This is a genomic window from Gordonia sp. NPDC003376 (genome assembly GCF_053589235.1).
In genome coordinates this window covers 89,558-107,864 of sequence record NZ_JBSFRM010000014.1, presented here as the reverse complement: position 1 = coordinate 107,864, position 18,307 = coordinate 89,558, and the positions used below count along the sequence as shown (strand labels likewise).

Below are 18,307 nucleotides of genomic sequence, written 5' to 3'. Positions count from 1 at the left end.
GGTGTTCGCGTCGAATCCGTCTGTGCCGGGAGAGTTCTCCCGGGATCACAGATCAGACGTCAAGGAAGCGAACGTCTTTCGCGTTGCGGGCGATGAAACTGCGTCGGGCGACGACGTCTTCGCCCATCAGGACCGAGAACAGCTCGTCGGCTGCGGCGGCGTCGTCGAGGGTGACCAGACGCAGGGTCCGGGTGGCCGGGTCCATGGTGGTCTCCCACAGCTCGCTCGGGTTCATCTCGCCGAGGCCCTTGTAGCGCTGGATACCGTCGTCGGTGTTGATCTTCTTGCCGGAGGACACACCGGCCTCGATCATCGCATCGCGCTCGCGGTCGCTGTAGGCGTACTCCGGCTCGGCGCCCTTCTGCCACTTGAGTTTGTACAGTGGCGGCTGCGCCAGGTAGACGTGGCCCTGCTCGATGAGCGGACGCATGAACCGGAACAGCAGGGTCAGCAGCAGCGTCGAGATGTGCTGACCGTCGACGTCGGCGTCGGCCATCAGGACGATCTTGTGGTAGCGGAGCTTGCTGATGTCGAACTCGTCGTGGATGCCGGTACCGAAGGCGGTGATGATCGACTGGACCTCGGCGTTCTTGAGGACGCGGTCGATGCGGGCCTTCTCGACGTTGATGATCTTGCCGCGCAACGGCAGGATCGCCTGGTACATCGAGTCACGACCGGTCTTGGCCGACCCACCGGCGGAGTCACCCTCCACCAGGTAGACCTCGCACTTGCTGGGATCGTTGGACCGGCAGTCGGCGAGCTTGCCGGGCAGACCACCGATGTCGGTGGCGCTCTTGCGACGCACCAGATCTCGCGCTTTGCGGGCGGCGAGTCGGGCGTGGGCGGAGTCCACCGCCTTGTTCACGATCATCTTGGCCTCGGCCGGGTTGGCCTCGAACCAGTGCTCGAGGTGCTCACCGGAGGCCTTCTGCACGAAGCTCTTCACCTCGGTGTTGCCGAGCTTGGTCTTGGTCTGGCCCTCGAACTGCGGCTCGCCGACCTTGACCGAGATCACCGCGGCGAGACCCTCGCGGATGTCGTCCCCGGTGAGGTTGGAGTCCTTTTCCTTGAGCAACTTCTTGTCGCGCGCATAGGAATTCACCACGCGGGTCAGGGCCGCACGGAAACCCTCCTCGTGCGTACCGCCCTCGTGGGTGTTGATCGTGTTGGCGAAGGTGTGCACCGACTCGGAGTAGCCGTCGTTCCACTGCATCGCGATCTCGACCTCGTGGCCGGTGCCCTTGCCGGTGAAACCGATGACCGACTTGTGGATCGCGGTCTTGGTGCGGTTGATGTGCTTGATGTAGTCGACCAGGCCGTCGGGGTAGTGATAGGTGCGGGTCTTGGGCTTGGAAGCCGCGACCTTCTTCTCTTCCTCGGTCTTGATCGTCTCGGCGGTGTCGGGACCGCCCTCGCCGGCCTCGGCGTCACCGTTCGGGTCACCGGGGACCTCGACGGCCTTGGGCCGCTTGTCGGTGAGGGTGATGGTCAGACCCTTGTTCAAGAAGGCCATCTCCTGCAGGCGCCGGGCGACGGTCTCGGCGTTGAACGCCGTGGTCTCGGTGAAGATCGTCGGGTCCGGCCAGAACCGGACAGTGGTACCGGTCTTTCGGGTGGGATCCCCCTTCACCAGCCCGTCCGGCTTGGACGCGGTGAACGTCTCCTGCCAGTGGAAGCCGTCGACGTCGACGTCGACCTCCACCTTGGTGGACAGCGCGTTCACCACGGAGATACCGACCCCGTGCAGGCCACCGGACACCGCATAGGAGTCGGAGTCGAACTTGCCGCCGGCGTGCAGCTGGGTGAGGACCACCTCGACGGTGGGGACACCGGTGGCATGCATCGCCACGGGGATGCCACGGCCGTCGTCGATCACCTCGACGCCCCCATCGGCGAGCAGGGTGACGTCGACACGGGTGGCGAAGCCTGCCATCGCCTCGTCGACCGAGTTGTCGACGACCTCCCAGATCAGGTGATGCAGACCACGCTCACCGGTGGAACCGATGTACATACCGGGCCGCTTGCGGACCGCCTCGAGTCCTTCGAGGATGCTGATCGAATCGGCGCCGTACTCCGACGGCTTCTTCTTCGGCTTCTTGGGTCCTGGGCTGCCGGTCTTGTCATTGGTGTCGGCCACGAGGTGCGTCCACTCCTGTTCTGATCTCATCCAGCCCGGCAGGGATAAGGTCGGGATCAGCACACAAAACCGCCCGCACGATCACCAGGACACGCAGGTGGTGAACACCCCGGTGCCGCCGGCCGTCGTGACGGGCCGCTGATCCCCCTGTCGGGACAACTCTCACCATTGTACTGCCTCAGGCACGCACAGAAGCACATCTGGGGCCGCTCAATCGCGCTCAGACCGATTTTTTCAGTCAACTGCCGGTCGGGTCGTGGTCGGTACCCAAAATCTGGCTGAGAAAGTCTCTGGCGGTGAAATCGCCGGGGGCCACCCCGCTGGGACCTACTCAGCCGTAGGTGTCGCGCGGCCCGCGACCGCGCACGTGCCGATCTCCCTTGCGCCACGACGGCGCCTTGGGACCGGTGATCCGCAGCGAGGTGACCATCCCGTCACCCACCGCGGCGGCGATCTTCGCGAGGATCTGCGATTGCACGTATCGCAGCTGGGTGGCCCACGCCGTCGACTCCGCCTGCACCGCCAAGACGTTGTCGCGCAAGGCCGTTGGCTTTGCGTGGGAGGCGATGTCGGATCCGACGATCTGCTCCCACATGCCGAACAGGGTGCCCTCGGCGATCTGGGGTTCCCACCCGCGTTCCCGGGCGATACCGCCGATCAGCCGGCCGAACGGCTGCGGATCCCGGCCGTCGGGCCCCGCGCCGGACCACCGCCGACGACTCCCGCCGGACCGCAGCGGCCGACGCTGTGGCGACGCCCGACCTTGTCCGACCGACTTCCCCGACGCCCGGGCCGCAGCCCGGGCCTCCTCGAGCGCCTTGCGGGCCCGCTCGTAACCGCTGAGCTCACCTCCGGCGGATCCGGCACCCGTGTCGGTGGGCCCATCCGCAGATTCGCCCGTCGTTTCCCCGCTCATGACGACAGTGTCTCGCTCTCCCCTGACATCTCCCCCGGCTCGGCGATCTCGGAATCGAGGGATCCGAGGTCGGATCCCTCGACAGCGGGCGTGCCGGACGAGGATCCGTCAGGGGATCCGACCGGCTCGGCCGATCCCGAGGGCGGCTGTCCCCCAGATCCCTGCACCTCAGATCCCTGCACATCGGGACGGTCGTCAGAGGATCCCTCCTCGAGGGATCCGTGGTCATCGGTCCCGGTGATCACCGAGCGACGCACGCCGTCCTCTTCGAGGAGTTCCACGCGGATGCGGCGTCCGCCGATCTGTTCGGGGATGTCGTCGGCCACGGCAGCGGTGATCAGCAACTGCTCGGCGTCGGCGGTGAACTCGACGAGTTTGCGGCGTCGGGCGGCGTCGAGCTCGGCGAAGACGTCGTCGAGCATGATCACCGGTTCGATGCCCTCGACACGCGTGAGTTCTACCGAACCGAGTCGCAATGCGAGCGCAAAGGACCACGATTCCCCATGCGAGGCAAAGCCTTTCGCGGTCTCCGAGCCGAGGATCAGGTCCAGATCGTCACGGTGCGGACCCACCAGCGACAGTCCGCGGTCGATCTCCTTGTCGCGTACGCGGGCCAGCTCGGCGAGCAACACCGCCGCGATGTGTTCGGGATCGGCGGGCTCGTCGTCGGCCGGGAGCACCGCGTCACCGGCGGACGACCGATACCGCAGATCCGCCGGTCGCGAGTGCGGGGCGATGGCCGCATACGACCCGACGACGTGCGGCCGCAGATCGTTGAGCACATCGATACGGGCCGCGGTGACGGCCGCACCGAGCTCGGCCAGCTGGCTGTCCCACACGTCCAGGGTGCTCAGCACCGATGCACCGTCGGATCCTCCCCGCCGCAGCGCCGACCCGGCGGTCTTGAGCAATGCCGACCGCTGGCGCAGCACCCTGTCGTAGTCGGATCGGGCTGCAGCTAGGCGCGGACCACGTTGTGCCACAAGCTCATCCAGGAATCGGCGCCGATCCGACGGATCCCCGCGTACCAGCATCAGATCCTCCGGCGCGAACAGCACGGTGCGCAACACACCGAGCAGATCACGTGGTCGACGTTGCGGCGAGGTGTTGAGCCAGGCCTTGTTGGATCCCTCGGCGTTGATCTGCAGCGCGGCCGTCAGCTCTCGCCCGTTGTTCTCGACCGTGGCGGTGACCATCGCCGACGTCTTCGACGAGGCCACCAGAGGGGCGTCGTTGCCCACCCGGTGCGAGCGCATCGTCGCCAGGTAGAACAGCGACTCGATCAGGTTGGTCTTGCCGAAACCGTTGCGGCCGGTGATGACGGTGGGTCCCGGCCCCAGCTCCAGATCCACCTGGGGCCACGACCGGAAATCACGCAGGCGCAGTTCCCGGACGAACACGACTACGTGCCGGCGACCGGGGAGCTCGGCGGTGCACCGGACTCGCCGACGGCCTCCCCGGCGATATTGCGCACCGAATGTCCACCGAACTGATTACGAAGTGCCGAAACGGCTTTCAGCGTCGGCGAACCGTCCTGACGGGAGGCGAACCGGGCGAACAACGCAGCCGAGATGACGTTGGCGGGCACCGAGTGACGGATGGCCTCCTCCACCGTCCAGCGCCCCTCACCGGAGTCGGTGGTGTAGTCGGAGATCCCGGAAAGCCCCGGATCCTCCTGCAGCGCCCGGACCAGCAGGTCCAGCAGCCAGGACCGGATGACGGTCCCGTGGGTCCAGGCCCGCAGGGTACCCTCGACGTCGGTGATCAGCGGTTCGGCCGCGAGCAGCTCGTAACCTTCGCCGTAGGCGTGCATCAGGCCGTACTCGATGCCGTTGTGCACCATCTTCGCGTAGTGCCCTGCACCCACCGGACCGGCGTGCACGAAGCCGTCGGCGCGTTCACCCTCCGGACGGAGCGCGTCGAAGACCGGCATCAACCGGGCGATGTCGGCATCGGATCCTCCGGCCATCAGGCCATAGCCGTTCTCCAGACCCCACACCCCACCCGAGACGCCGCAGTCGATGTAGCCGATCCCCTTGGCACTCAACACCTTCGAATGCTCGATGTCGTCGGTGTAGCGGGAGTTCCCGCCATCGACGACGATGTCCCCCGGCTCGAGCAGGTCGGCGAGCTCGGCCACCGTCGATCGCGTCGGATCCCCCGACGGGACCATCACCCACACCGCTCGAGGCGCCTCGAGGGCACCGACCAGGTCTGCCAGAGACGCCACGTCGGATACCTCCGGCCGCGGGTCGTAGCCGAGCACCTGGTGACCTCCGGCGGTGATCCGGGTACGCATGTTCGCGCCCATCTTGCCGAGGCCGATCAGTCCGAGTTGCATCGCAGGATCCTTCGAGATGAGGGGTCGATGGGGCCAGGATATGCGCGGGCGATCAGCCCGGCAGCCGCACCGGCATCAGCAGATAGCTGAACACGCTCTCCGGGGCGACGAAGGCACCCGACTCGTCGGGGACGGGACGCTCACCGGCGGACGGCCGCAGCACTGCGGGCCGGCTCGGCGTGGTGAACCCGAAGTCCACCGACTTGGCGTTGATCGCCGACAGCCCGTCCTGCAGGTACCCCGGGTTGAACGCGATGGTCAGCGGCTCGCCCTGGAACTCCACCGGTAGCTCTTCCTCGGCCTTGCCCGCCTCGTCACCACCGGCGGTGAGCAGCACGGATCCGCCGGAGAACTCCATCCGGACCTGCGCGCCGCGCTCGGCGACGAGCGACACACGCTTGATCGCCTCGATCAGCGGCGCGCTCTCGATGGTCGCGACGGCGGTGTGACTGGCCGGCAGCAGCTGGCGGAACTTCGGGAACTCGGCGTCGAGCAGACGAGTGGTGGTCTGCTTGGTCTCACCCAAGATGCCCAGGATTCCCTCGGCGCCGATCCCGTCACCCGCGCCGAACGCGAGGCGCACCGCACCGGTGCCCTCGGTACCCGCGGTCTTGGCGCTCTCCGACAGCGTCTTTGCCGGGACCAGCACGGCACCGTTGATGTCGGCCTGCTCGGGCTCCCACTCGAGCTCACGCACCGCGAGACGGAAGCGATCGGTGGCCGCCAGCACGACGCTGCTGCCCTCGATCTCGACGCGTACACCGGTCAGCATCGGCAGCGTGTCGTCACGACCGGCAGCGACCGCAACCTGCGAGATGGCCTCGGCGAACAACGTGGCCGGGATGGATCCGGTGACGGTCGGCACATCCGGGAGCTGCGGATAGTCCTCGACCGGCATGGTCGGCAGGGAGAACTTGGCGCTGCCGCAGGCGATGGCGACGCGGGATCCGTCGAGATGCACGTCCACCGGCTTGTTCGGCAGAGCTCGCGTGATGTCGGCGAGCAGACGACCCGACACCAGCACCTTGCCCGGTTCGGCGATCTCGGACGCGATGGATTCCTGGGCGGAGACCTCGTAGTCGAATCCGGAGATGGTCAGGCCGCCGGTGGGGTCGTCACCTGCGGTGAGCACCACGCAACCGAGAACCGGGACCGGCGGACGAGACGGCAGGCTGCGGGCAACCCAGGCAACGGCATCGGAGAACTCGTCGCGCGCGACACGGAACTTCATAACTCGGGGAAAACCCTTCTCTTGAGTTGCGTCGGTCGATCGGGTCGGTGGATCCGACGGTGTTGCGGGTCGTACGACGCCGCGGGACGGTCGTGGATCCGGTGGATGTCTTGCACGGTTCCACAGGATGTTCACGATTGGCGAGTTCCCACTCTAGAACGCCGAGACGGGCGCGGGGGCGGTTGGGGGTCAAGTCGCCACGCCGCGAATCACATGTTTCCGGGGGTCGCGGAGTGGGCCTGTGTACACAGGTTCTTCTTACAAGAAGATCTCTCTAGAGAGAGATCAATGGAAGTAGTAGGACCTGTGGAACCTGTGGAATTCGACGGATCCATGCAGGACACGAGGGATCCGTGGTTGTTGATGGCCGGTGGATGACGGGTGGGTGGAGACGGTTCGGCATGTGGATGGTTTTTGTCATTCACTCTTCGTCCACGCCTCGTGCACAGTGAGGGCCTCGGATCCCCACACATCATCCACAGTTTTGTGATTCGCAAAAGCCCAGGTCGCATCGAATGACGAAAGTCGCCGGATCCGCCTCGGATCCACTCGGATCCACGTCGTGAAGGCTCGCCCGGAGATCGAGGGTTGGGCTGAGATCGAGGGCCGAACATCTGGTGGGCATCATGCCCAGGCGTGCGAGGGCGTGAGGATCTCCTGCGGGATCCTCAGGACGGATCACCGCAGCCGGGCACGGATCCGCGCGCGATGACGAAAAAAAGGGCGCCCCCTTGCTCGCGTGGGCGGGCAAAGGGGCGCAGAGAGGCTCTCAGCGGCCGTTACGGGCATTTCCCGAGGTGGTGCCCCATCTCGAGTTCGGCTCCATCTCGAGTTCGGCTCAGCGGTCGGCGCGCTGCTTGATCCGGGCGGTCAGTTCCTGGACGTGGTCGTAGACCTTGCGTCGTTCGGCCATCTCCTTGCGGATCTTGCGCTCGGCGTACATCACGGTGGTGTGATCACGATCGAAGGTCTCACCGATTTTCGGCAGTGACAGATCGGTGAGCTCGCGACAGAGATACATCGAGATCTGGCGGGCCTGCGCCAACGAGCGGGCCTTGCCCGGGCCACGGAGTTCGTCGACCGAGATGTCGAAGTACTCGGCGGTGATGGCCAGGATGCTGGCCGCGGAGATCTCCAGCGTGCCGTCGTTGGGCAGCAGGGCCTGCAGCACGACGTCGGCCAGGGACTTGTCGAGCTCGGTGTTGTTGAGCGAGGCGAATGCGGTGACGCGGATCAGCGCACCCTCGAGCTCGCGGATGTTGCGTTCGATCTTCGAGGCGATCAGCTCGAGCACGTCGTCGGGGACGGCGATGTTGTCCATCTGCGCCTTCTTGCGCAGGATCGCGATCCGGGTCTCCAGATCCGGCGGCTGGACGTCGGTGATCAGTCCCCACTCGAACCGGGTTCGTAGTCGATCTTCAAGTGTCGCAAGCTGTTTGGGCGGTCGATCGGATGAGATGACGATCTGCTTGCTGGTGTTGTGCAGCGTGTTGAAGGTGTGGAAGAACTCTTCCTGGATACCTTCCTTGCCGATCAGGAACTGGATGTCGTCCACCAGCAGCACGTCGACGTCGCGGTAACGGCGTTTGAACGCCACCCGCCGGTCGTCACGCAGCGAGTTGATGAAGTCGTTGGTGAATTCCTCGGTGGAGACGTACTTCACCCGCATCCCCGGGAAGAGACGTTGGGCGTAGTGGCCGGCCGCATGCAGCAGGTGGGTCTTGCCCAGACCGGACTCGCCCCAGATGAACAGCGGGTTGTACGCCCGGGCAGGTGCCTCGGCGACGGCGACCGCCGACGCATGCGCGAAGCGGTTGGAGGCGCCGATCACAAACGTGTCGAAGGTGTACTTCGGATTGAGACTTGCCGGGGATGCTGCCGGGGTCGGCGTGGCCGGACGCTCGGCGAAGTAACTCGACCAGTCGGCGCCGGCCGGGGCCGGTCCGACCACACCGTCAGCGGCAGGTCGAGCGGGCGGAATGTGGTCACCGACACCGTCGGATCCCCGAACTGGCGCGGGTGGGCTCGCCGGGACCGCGGATCCGGGAGGCTGTGCCTGCGGCGGTGCGGGCGCGTCGGCGGGGATCTGGTCGTCGACCGGCGGAGGGGTGGCGGTTCGCACACCCAGATCGACCGGCTGCCCGAGGTGACGACTCAGCGTGGTGCGGATGGTGTCACGGAGATTGCGTTCGATCTGTTCCTGCACCAGCGGGGTCGGCACGGTGAGCAGGGCGAATCCCTCGGCCAGGGTGAGTGGTTGAACCAGCGACAACCATGCCTTCTGCTGGCGGGTCAGGGGTTCGTGGTCGCCCTGGGCGGAATCGTCGTTGAGTTCGGCGACGACACGTTGCCACACCTCCCCGAACGAGTCACGATCTGACGTCACGTTGGACCCTTCTGCCCGGCGCAGCGGGCCACACTTCTTCACCTTTGCCGGCGACGACGAAATTACCAGTTACCGGTCGACGTGGATGTCACCATGCGGTGGGAGACGACGACTTGTCCACAAACTTATCCCCAGCTGTGGACAAAGAGGTGGATGGGGTCACGAACCGCGGGATTGCAGACTGCATCGACCGCGCGCCGTGAGCGCTCCGACGGACGACGGTAACAGAGGAGTTCTCGGCCACCAAAGACATCCGGCTCGGACTCGTCCGGACGATCGTGTGCACCGTCGTGGCCAGCAGGTATGGTGCTCGTTTGATTTGCGCGGAGGGCTTGAGTAGTCTCGACTGGTCATCCAGGTCGCGGACTTGCGCGGTGGATTGTGCCGTTCTAGCCGGTCAGAGGTCTTTGCCGGGTAGGTCGGCGGGGTCTGCCAACCGGCATCAGCTCGGCACCGCCCCAGGATAAGCAGAGACCAACACAGGATGTGGGAAACGCGCGCAACCGGCGTGCCCACAGCGGACACAAGGAGTCATCGTGGCCAAGGGAAAGCGCACTTTCCAGCCCAACAACCGTCGTCGTTCTCGTGTGCACGGCTTCCGTCTGCGTATGCGGACCCGTGCCGGCCGCGCCATCGTGAACAACCGTCGTACCAAGGGCCGCACGAAGCTCACGGCCTGATCTCGATGCACGCCGCCGGTCGTGACCTCTGGTCCGACCGGCTTCGTGATGCTCGATGATGTCGGCCGGTCATCGGATCTCTCGTGGATCCGACTTTGCCCGCACGCTCAAGAAGGGCGTGCGGGTATCGACGCATGATCTGGTGGTCAGTGTCGCGGTGCTTCCTGCGGCCTGGCCGGATCCCGCGCTCCGTCGTCGTGATGTCGCCATGGTCGGTGGCCCGTGGTTGGGTCTGATCGTCAGCAAGTCGGTCGGATCCGCCGTCGTGCGCCATCAGGTGGCACGTCGCCTCCGTGCAGCGTTCGCGACGGTGATCGACCAGGTGCCGGCCACCGAGTCCTATGTGGTGATCCGTGCCCTGCCCGGGGCTGCGGCACTCGGCAGTCCCGAGCTCGCTGCCCAACTGTCCGAGGCCTTCGGGCGCGGACGGATTCGACGGCTCGCGCCCTCGGCCGACTCAGGGGTCCCGGTATGACCGGCGCCCCGCCCAGCACCCGGCCGTCCGTGACACCGGATCCCTCGTCCGCCGACATGGATTCCACCGCGACGGGCACTGACCGCTGGACAGCGGTGACACGGTTCCTCCATCTGTTCCCGCGACGCAGCGTGATCTTCCTGATCGAGCTCTACCGCACCTGGATCTCCCCGATGCGCCTCCCGACGTGCCGCTTCGAGCCCACCTGCTCGGCGTATGCGGTCGAGGCGCTGACCCGACACGGCTTCTTTCACGGAGGCACCCTCGCGGTGTTGCGACTCCTGAAGTGCGGGCCGTGGCACAAACCTGGATATGACCCGGTCCCCGAGCGTGGGTTCCGGCATCCACCGCAGGATCCGTCGGTCCGCTCCTCCTGGGAGGACGAGGTCGACGACGACGCGGAACAGAATCGTGGTCCATCCGAGGGCGACAGCGTTCGCGCATCTACGGAAGTGAGGGATTTCTAACCCGTGCTGAACTTCATCTACTGGCCGGTCTCCGCGATCATGTGGTTCTGGCATTGGTTGTTCGACTTCATCACGCCCAATTCTCCGGGCGGTGACGGCGTCGCGTGGGCGTTGTCGGTGGTGTTCCTGGTGTTCACCCTGCGCGCGATCCTCTACAAGCCCTTCGTGAAGCAGATCCGCACCACGAAGAAGATGCAGGAGATCAATCCTCAGCTGCAGGCGATCCGCAAGAAGTACGCCAAGGATCGCGTGAAGATGACCGAGGAGATGCAGAAGCTGCAGAAGGAGCACGGGTTCAATCCGCTGCTCGGCTGCCTGCCGATGTTCCTGCAGATCCCGGTGTTCATCGGTCTGTTCCACGTGCTGCGGTCGTTCAACCGGACCGGTACCGGCATGGGTCAGCTCGGCATGTCGCCAGAGGAGACCCGCAACGTCGGCAACTACATCTTCAATGTCGACCAAGTGCAGAACTTCCTCGACGCCCGCCTGTTCGGCGTGCCGCTGTCGTCGTACATCACCGAGCCGAAGACCGAGTGGGCGGCGTTCGTCCAGCCCGGATCGCCGATCGACTTCACCCGTCTGAACATCACGCTGGTCGTCATCCCGATGATGATCATCGCCTCGATCGCGACGCACATGAACTCGCGTGCCTCGGTGGCGCGTCAGCCGGAGGCGGCGCTCGAGAACCCGCAGACCCGCATGATGAACATGCTGGCGCTGTACGTCTTCCCGCTCGGCATCCTGCTCACCGGTCCGTTCTTCCCGGTCGCCATCCTCCTGTACTGGATGAGTAACAACATCTGGACCTATGGTCAGCAGCATCTGGTCTTCGGCAAGATCGAGAAGGAAGAAGAAGAGGCTCGGCTCGCCAAGGCGGAGAAGCTCAAAGCCAACGCGCCGAAGCCCGGCGTGAAGCCGGATCGCTCCAAGAAGGCTACTGCGACCGAGTCCACCGAGGACGAGAATCAGCCGTCGGCGCCTCAGTCGGAACCGAAGGAATCAGGCCTGAAGAAGCTGTCGTTCCTCAAGCGCGGTTCCACCGCTGACGTGCCTGCCACTTCGGCCACGACCGAGGATGAGGCGGATCTGGCCGAATCCGATGATGACGGTGACTCCTCCCCTACCCCATCGGCCAAGCCGCGCCCGGGTCAGAAGCCGGCGAACAAAGCAGGCCAGAACGGTCCGCAGAATCGTCAGGGACAGAACAGGCAGGGACAGAAGAACCGCGGTGGCGGGGGTAAGAAGGGTGGCCGCAAGGGCGGCCGCCGCTGAATCCCGTCGTTGAATGCCCGAGGCGGGATCGCCCGATCGGGGCCGACAGACTTGACAGGTAAGAGCAAGAGTTAGGTGGAACTGAGATGACAGCCGAGACCGCGACCCAAGGCGATCCGGACGTGACCGACGACGTCATCGCCGATGAGTCCGTGACGCACGAGACCGCACCCCGGGAAGCCGAGTCGAGCTCCTCCGAGGTGGCGGCCGGTACCGAGGACTCCTCGACCGAGCAGACCGACGACGACCTCGTCGATGACGAGGCAGAGGCTGACGCGGAGGACGAGGCGGAGTCTGAGGACGACGAAGCCGACGAAGCCGACGAGGAGGATCGCCTCGTCGAGGAGGGTGAGATCGCCGGCGATTACCTCGAGCAGCTGCTCGACGTTCTCGACTTCGACGGTGATATTGATCTTGACGTCGATGGCGACCGCGCCGTCGTGAGCATCGACGGCGGCGACGATCTGGCCAAGCTGGTCGGCCGCAAGGGCGAGGTTCTCGATGCCCTGCAGGAGTTGACCCGTCTGGCCGTGCAGCAGGCCACCGGGGATCGAAGTCGCCTGATGCTCGACATCTCCCGGTGGCGTGCCGATCGTCGCGAGCGTCTGGCCCGGCTCGGCACCGAGGTTGCCGAGCGTGTGCGTGACGGCGGGGAGCGTGAGGCGCTGGATCCCATGACGCCGTTCGAGCGCAAGATCGTGCACGATGCGGTCGCCGCTGTGGATGGAGTCGTCAGTGAGTCCGAAGGTGCCGAACCCAAGCGTAGGGTTATCGTCATCAAGGTCGACTGACCTAGAGATATGCGAGGAGTCCCGGTTTCGACCGGGACTTTCTCGTTTCCGGGCTAGGAAATTACAGTGGTGTGATTAGCGCTGTTTCACGTGAAACGGCGACCCGGGGGAACTGAGAGAGGATCACGGTTTCACGTGGAACATGACGAGAGTTCGGTTGCGGATGAGCGCGACCACATCCCCGATGTCGACCCCTCCCCTCCCCCATCGGCGACGATGGTCTTCGGCGACCGGTTGGATCTCGCCATCCGCTATCGCGACATGCTGGCCACCGCCGGCATCGAGCGCGGGTTGATCGGCCCTCGAGAGGTTCCCCGACTGTGGGATCGACACATAGTGAACTGTGCCGTCCTCGGCGAGGCCATCAGCGAGTCGGCGTCGGTGGTCGATATCGGTAGCGGCGCCGGCCTGCCGGGTATCCCCCTCGCAATTGCTCGTCCGGACTTGACGGTGACACTCGTCGAGCCGCTGCTGCGACGCGCGACATTCCTCGAGGAGGCGATCATCAGTCTCGGTCTCGGTCTCGGTCTTGGCGTGCGCGTGATTCGTGGACGGGCCGAGGAGAAGGTGGTGCGTGCGTCGATCGAACCCGCCGATGTCGTGACCTCTCGTGCGGTGGCGCCGTTGGCGCGACTCGCCGGCTGGTCGGCTCCCCTTATCCGGGTGGGTGGCCGACTCGTCGCGATCAAGGGTTCATCCGCACAGGACGAGATCGAGCGAGATCGGGTTGCGGCTGCGAAGGTCGGCCTGACGGATCTGTCGGTGGTGGTGTGTGGAGCAGAGGTCCTGGAGGTGCCGACCACGCTCGTCCTCGGCACCAAACAAGCCGGGTTCGAATCGAAGTCTCGGCGTAAGCGGGGTGGTGCGGCGGGGGCGTCTGGCTCGTCCGCCACGTCGGACACGAAGTTCAGGAGGTAATTGGTGCGGATCGGTCGCAGAGCGCAGAATAGAAGAGCGTCATCTCAGTCCTCCGAATTTTCCGGGGACGGTCAACTGGACGGGCAAAGGAGTCCCAGCGTGGTCGACAAAGACCAGCACGTTTCACGTGAAACTTCGAGAAAGAACTCGGTGGCTGCGCCGCACAACTCCTTTGATGACACACCGATCGCCGCCGCGGCCGCGCGTGCAAGCCAGGTATTGACCCCGGGCGCGTCAGGCCAGCTCCCCAGTCCGATCGATACCCGCGTGATCACCGTGGCCAACCAGAAGGGTGGCGTGGGAAAGACGACCACCGCGGTGAACCTCGCGGCCGGTCTCGCAGTTCACGGACTGAAGGTTCTCGTCGTCGATCTCGATCCGCAGGGTAATGCGAGTACCGCGCTCGGGATCGACCACCGAGCGCCCGACATCGCGTCGGTCTACGAACTTCTTCTCGGCGAGGTGGGTATTCGCGAGGCCGTCAAGCAGAGCCCCAACCACGAGAACCTCTACTGTGTGCCGGCGACACTCGACCTGGCCGGAGCCGAGATCGAACTGGTTTCCCTCGTCGCACGCGAGAACAGGTTGCGCAACGCCCTCAACGACGAAGCGATCCTCGACTACGGATTCGACTATGTCTTCATCGATTGCCCACCGTCGCTCGGCCTGCTGACGGTCAACGCGATGGTCGCGGCCCGCGAGGTGCTGATCCCGATCCAGTGCGAGTACTACGCCCTGGAGGGTGTAGGTCAGTTGCTCCGGAACATCGAGCTCGTCCAGGCGCACCTGAACAAAGATCTGCATGTCTCGACGATCCTGCTCACCATGTACGACGGCCGTACCAAACTCGCCGATCAGGTCGCCGAGGAAGTGCGACGCCACTTCGGTGACAAGGTGCTCTCCACGATCATCCCGCGCAGCGTGAAGGTGTCCGAGGCACCCGGTTACGCGATGACGATCATCCAGTACGACCCGGGTTCACGTGGAGCGATGAGTTACCTCGATGCCGCACGGGAACTCGCACTGCGCGCCACCACCGCGGAGGCCGTCACGCCCTGAGCGTGTGTGGCGAGTCAACGTGCTGCCACGCCCCTCCCCCATCGACTTCCACCACCGTTCTTCCCGAGAGGAATCCCGTGAGTTCCAAAGAGACCGCACATCGCCGTGGAGGCCTCGGCCGCGGATTGGCGGCCCTGATCCCGACCGGTCCGGCAGACGGTGAGCTGTCGGAGGCACCGCGTCTGGGTGCGGCAGCTGCAGACGTGGTGATCGGCGGAGGAAGCGCTGCGCCGGCCACCACAGCGACCAATGGTGCTGCCGTGAGGGAACCCGCGGCAACACCAGGATCCGATCCGATCCCCTCCCCTGCTGTCGGAACGGTGGACGAGGTCGGCGCGGTCTACCGGGAACTCGAACCGAAGGTCATCCAGCCGAACCCGCACCAGCCGCGGTCGGTCTTCGATGAAGAGGCGATGGCCGAACTGGTGCACTCCATCAAGGAGTTCGGCCTGATGCAGCCGATCGTCGTGCGTCGGCTCGCCGCGCCGGTGGACGGCACCGAGTATCAGATCGTCATGGGTGAGCGCCGCTGGCGCGCGAGCCAGGAGGCCGGTCTCGAGGCGATCCCCGCGATCGTTCGCGAGACCCCCGACGGTGACATGCTGCGGGATGCACTGCTCGAGAACATCCACCGTGCGCAGTTGAATCCGCTCGAAGAGGCCGCCGCCTACCAGCAGCTGCTCGACGAGTTCGACGTGACACACGAAGAACTGGCAAGTCGTCTCGGTCGGTCGCGACCGGTGATCACCAACATGATCCGTCTGTTGAAGCTGCCGATTCCGGTGCAACGACGCGTTGCAGCGGGCGTTCTGTCGGCCGGTCACGCACGTGCGCTCCTCGCTCTCGAGACGGGAAGCGACGCTCAGGAGCTCCTCGCGGCGCGTATCGTTGCTGAGGGAATGTCGGTCCGTGCGACCGAGGAAGCGGTCACTTTGGCGAACCGGGGTGACGGCCCGACGGCCGCGAATCCCGCGGCGAAGCGGAAACAAATGCAGATGCCGGGTTTGCAGGATGTCGCCGAGCGTCTCTCCGACGGCCTCGACACCCGGGTGACGGTGAGTCTGGGCAAGCGAAAGGGAAAGATCGTGGTCGAGTTCGGATCCGTCGACGACCTCCAACGGATCGTCGGTCTGATCGACCCCAAGCAGTGATTTGACGGTGGAATTCTCCCAACCAACCACACGCGGAAGTTACGTCACAGTGACACAACGAAGTGTTCGCACACTACGCATCACCGAAAAGAGTTGCAGCGCAGCAGTTTTGAAATTTCTTGTCGACCCGACTCGGGTGATCTGACATGGATCCCGTGATTTCGCGACTGAGCCTCGAATCGTTCGACTCATTGCCGCCGCACGCACGCCGGTGCATCTTCTGGGAGGTGGATCCGACGACCGCCGCGGCGTCGAGTTCGGCGGGGTGCGGTCCGGAGATCGGCGCCTACGAGAGCGAGTTCGACAAGGAAGCGTGGATCTCCGCCGCGTTGCTCGAATGGGGAGCCTGCGGTCAGGTCGCAACCGACCGTGGCACCGGGGTGGTCGTGGGTACCGCGTTCTATGCCCCGCCGGGGCGTGTCCCGCGCTCGCGCCTCTTCCCCACCTCACCGGTGAGTGCCGACGCGATTCTGCTGACGGCCATCAGCACCGAGCCCGGTTATGAGGAGGTCGCAGTCCCCCTGCTCGATGCCGTGGTGACCGACCTCGTCCGTCGTGGTGTGCGCGCCATCGAATCGTTCGGACTGGTGCGCAGTTCCGGATTGTCACCGGCGTCCGACATCGACTCGGGGATCACACCCCGGCCGCTCCCCGACATCAGCGCATGGTCGGACGAGGAGATCGTTAACGTTGCCCGCGAGATCCTCGACTATCCGCAGGCGGATCTGTGTACCCAGTGCATGATCGATGCGGCGTTCCTCAAGGACTCGGGATTCGACGTCGTGGCGTCCCATCCACGGTTCCCTCGCTTCCGCTTGGAGCTCGATGAAGGTCTCGGCTGGAAGTCCGAGGTGGAGGGAGCACTGGAGAAGCTGGTCGTGATGGCCGCGATCGATATCTCTGGTCGAGAGCGCACGTTTGCGCCGATCGGTCGCCGGCGGGGCCCCAAAGGCTGAGTACGTTCGTGCCAGAGCGGACGGCCGAGGATCATATGGCCGGGCCCCGCTGGAACTGATCCGGTGACGTGCGTAGCGACGAGACGTGTCGAGACCTCGATCGGCGCCTCAGCAATGCGTACACCGACAAGTGATGAAAGAGGCCCGACGGCGAGTGAATCTCGCCGCCGGGCCCTCTCTGTGAAGCGAGCTGTCAGGAGATCTCTTCGGCGGCAAGAAGATCGGCAAAGGTGTAGGTACCTGTGGGTCGGTCGTTCTCACCGAGGAGGTAGAGCCGCTTGACGGCAACCAGGATGGCCTCGGCGATCACGTTGCGGTAGTCGGGATCTCCGAGGATCTCGGCATCGTCGGGATTGGTGATGTATCCGATGTCGATGAGCGTGACGGGCATCCGGGTGACGCGCAACAACTCCCATGTACGTTCATGGCTGCGACAATCGGTCAGCGGCGTCCGTGCGGCCACCTCGCGCTGGATGAATCCGGCAAGGTTGCGACCGATGGTCGAGAACGATCCGTGGCTGTTGCCGAAGTAGAACGTGGCGACACCGTTGGCGGCCGGGTTGGGGTAGTGCCCGCACCGCAGCGAGATCATCAGGTCGGCGTCGATCATGTTCGCGACACGAGCGCGCTCATCGTCGCCGGGCCGTCCGCGGCCGTCGTGGGAGAGGAAGGTCTCCATACCGGCTGCGGCCATCCGACCTTCGAGGCGTGCGGCGAGATCCCACAGCAGACGGCTTTCCAGCTCGGCGGTGGGCCCGTCGGACAGGTCATGCAGCCCCCCGGAGCCGGGGTCGATGACGATGCGCTTGCCGGACAGCTGAGGGCCGGAACGGCGGACGTGTTCTTCTTGGCGGATGGCGTACGGGGAGCCTCCGGTGACGCGGGTGCCGAGGCGTTCGAGCGAACGCAGGGTGGACGGGCCGCAGATACCGTCGGCGGCCAGACCGTACTCGCTCTGGTACAGGCACACGGCGTCGTGGGTGGTCTCGGCGAAGACGCCGTCGACCAAGCCGGTGTAGTAGCCGAGGTTTTGCAATCGGTTCTGCAGGGTGGCGACGTCGTCACCGACCATCGGCGCCGACAGCCGGTACAGCAGCACTCGGGCGCCGAGCTGGTACGACGCCTCGCGCAGCACGCGGTAGGTGGACGGGCCGACGATGCCGTCGACGATCAGTCCCCGCTGCTGCTGGAAGGCGCGGACGCCGTGGTCGATGTCGTCGTCGAAGACGTCAGTGGCGGGTGCGTGTGCGGCGTGTCGACCGCCGGTGGTGTCGAGCAGTCCCTGTCCGGCGAGGATGGCGCGGATCTCGGCGACAGCCGGTCCCTGATCCCCCAGTCGGAAAAGTGGCATGCTCAAACTCCTCAGTCGCGTCGGGCGCGACATCGTCCCCGCCGATCATCGTTGTGTGCCGTTCCCGAGCGGAAATGGCAGGCGATCGGACCACGAGCATTCTTTCAGCTTCGCTCACGTGGACCAAACCGATCTAGATCACATCACCACAACGAACGTCGCCACCAGCGACGATG

The 18,307-nt window shown here is 65.3% G+C and carries 16 protein-coding genes; 9 read left to right on the top strand and 7 right to left on the bottom strand.

Annotated elements, in window-relative coordinates:
- Positions 1-52: 52 nt before the first annotated feature.
- The 6 genes from gyrB to dnaA all read right to left on the bottom strand — a co-directional run bounded on the left by gyrB (position 53) and on the right by dnaA (position 9,011).
- Positions 53-2,137 carry a DNA topoisomerase (ATP-hydrolyzing) subunit B gene (gyrB, locus tag ACWDUA_RS15480; protein ID WP_449751885.1) on the bottom strand — a complete coding sequence of 695 codons (2,085 nt, stop codon included), beginning with the start codon at positions 2,135-2,137 and terminating at the stop codon, positions 53-55.
- A gap of 331 nt (positions 2,138-2,468) precedes the next feature.
- The gene (locus ACWDUA_RS15475) at positions 2,469-3,053 is read right to left on the bottom strand and encodes a DUF721 family protein (protein ID WP_449751884.1); all 585 of its coding nucleotides are present in this window, start codon (positions 3,051-3,053) and stop codon (positions 2,469-2,471) included.
- Positions 3,050-4,453 carry a DNA replication/repair protein RecF gene (gene recF, locus ACWDUA_RS15470; protein WP_449751883.1) on the bottom strand — a complete coding sequence of 468 codons (1,404 nt, stop codon included), beginning with the start codon at positions 4,451-4,453 and terminating at the stop codon, positions 3,050-3,052. The genes ACWDUA_RS15475 and recF overlap by 4 nt, the downstream gene beginning before the upstream one ends.
- 2 nt (positions 4,454-4,455) lie before the next feature.
- Positions 4,456-5,394 carry a phosphogluconate dehydrogenase (NAD(+)-dependent, decarboxylating) gene (gene gnd / locus ACWDUA_RS15465; RefSeq protein ID WP_449751882.1) on the bottom strand — a complete coding sequence of 313 codons (939 nt, stop codon included), beginning with the start codon at positions 5,392-5,394 and terminating at the stop codon, positions 4,456-4,458.
- Positions 5,395-5,446: 52 nt separating this feature from the next.
- A complete protein-coding gene (dnaN, locus tag ACWDUA_RS15460) occupies positions 5,447-6,625 on the bottom strand; it encodes a DNA polymerase III subunit beta (protein ID WP_449751881.1) in 1,179 nt (392 codons plus the stop codon).
- An 838-nt stretch (positions 6,626-7,463) separates the two neighbouring features.
- Positions 7,464-9,011, bottom strand: coding sequence for a chromosomal replication initiator protein DnaA (gene dnaA, locus ACWDUA_RS15455; protein WP_449751880.1), 1,548 nt, complete (start codon positions 9,009-9,011; stop codon positions 7,464-7,466).
- 536 nt (positions 9,012-9,547) lie between these two features.
- On the opposite strand from dnaA, the gene rpmH reads away from it, so the two are divergent.
- The 9 genes from rpmH to ACWDUA_RS15410 all read left to right on the top strand — a co-directional run bounded on the left by rpmH (position 9,548) and on the right by ACWDUA_RS15410 (position 16,780).
- Positions 9,548-9,691 (top strand): 50S ribosomal protein L34, encoded by a 144-nt coding sequence (gene rpmH, locus ACWDUA_RS15450; RefSeq protein WP_449751879.1) that lies wholly within the window; start codon positions 9,548-9,550, stop codon positions 9,689-9,691.
- A gap of 55 nt (positions 9,692-9,746) precedes the next feature.
- Positions 9,747-10,166, top strand: coding sequence for a ribonuclease P protein component (rnpA, locus tag ACWDUA_RS15445; RefSeq protein ID WP_449751878.1), 420 nt, complete (start codon positions 9,747-9,749; stop codon positions 10,164-10,166).
- A 56-nt stretch (positions 10,167-10,222) separates the two neighbouring features.
- Positions 10,223-10,633 carry a membrane protein insertion efficiency factor YidD gene (gene yidD / locus ACWDUA_RS15440; protein WP_449751913.1) on the top strand — a complete coding sequence of 137 codons (411 nt, stop codon included), beginning with the start codon at positions 10,223-10,225 and terminating at the stop codon, positions 10,631-10,633.
- 3 nt (positions 10,634-10,636) lie between these two features.
- Positions 10,637-11,905 (top strand): membrane protein insertase YidC, encoded by a 1,269-nt coding sequence (gene yidC / locus ACWDUA_RS15435; RefSeq protein ID WP_449751877.1) that lies wholly within the window; start codon positions 10,637-10,639, stop codon positions 11,903-11,905.
- An 86-nt stretch (positions 11,906-11,991) separates the two neighbouring features.
- Positions 11,992-12,696 carry a Jag family protein gene (locus ACWDUA_RS15430; RefSeq protein WP_449751876.1) on the top strand — a complete coding sequence of 235 codons (705 nt, stop codon included), beginning with the start codon at positions 11,992-11,994 and terminating at the stop codon, positions 12,694-12,696.
- A 135-nt stretch (positions 12,697-12,831) separates the two neighbouring features.
- The gene (rsmG, locus tag ACWDUA_RS15425; protein ID WP_449751875.1) at positions 12,832-13,614 is read left to right on the top strand and encodes a 16S rRNA (guanine(527)-N(7))-methyltransferase RsmG; all 783 of its coding nucleotides are present in this window, start codon (positions 12,832-12,834) and stop codon (positions 13,612-13,614) included.
- A gap of 99 nt (positions 13,615-13,713) precedes the next feature.
- Positions 13,714-14,673: a ParA family protein gene (locus tag ACWDUA_RS15420; protein ID WP_449751874.1), complete on the top strand. Its 960-nt coding sequence runs from the start codon at positions 13,714-13,716 to the stop codon at positions 14,671-14,673.
- A gap of 77 nt (positions 14,674-14,750) precedes the next feature.
- Complete coding sequence (locus ACWDUA_RS15415) at positions 14,751-15,824, top strand: ParB/RepB/Spo0J family partition protein (RefSeq protein WP_449751873.1); 1,074 nt, start codon at positions 14,751-14,753, stop codon at positions 15,822-15,824.
- Between the two features lie 146 nt (positions 15,825-15,970).
- Positions 15,971-16,780 carry a hypothetical protein gene (locus ACWDUA_RS15410; protein ID WP_449751872.1) on the top strand — a complete coding sequence of 270 codons (810 nt, stop codon included), beginning with the start codon at positions 15,971-15,973 and terminating at the stop codon, positions 16,778-16,780.
- Between the two features lie 193 nt (positions 16,781-16,973).
- Here the strand turns inward: ACWDUA_RS15410 and ACWDUA_RS15405 are convergent, their stop codons facing one another.
- A complete protein-coding gene (locus ACWDUA_RS15405) occupies positions 16,974-18,131 on the bottom strand; it encodes a peptidoglycan-binding protein (protein ID WP_449751871.1) in 1,158 nt (385 codons plus the stop codon).
- Positions 18,132-18,307 lie beyond the last annotated feature (176 nt).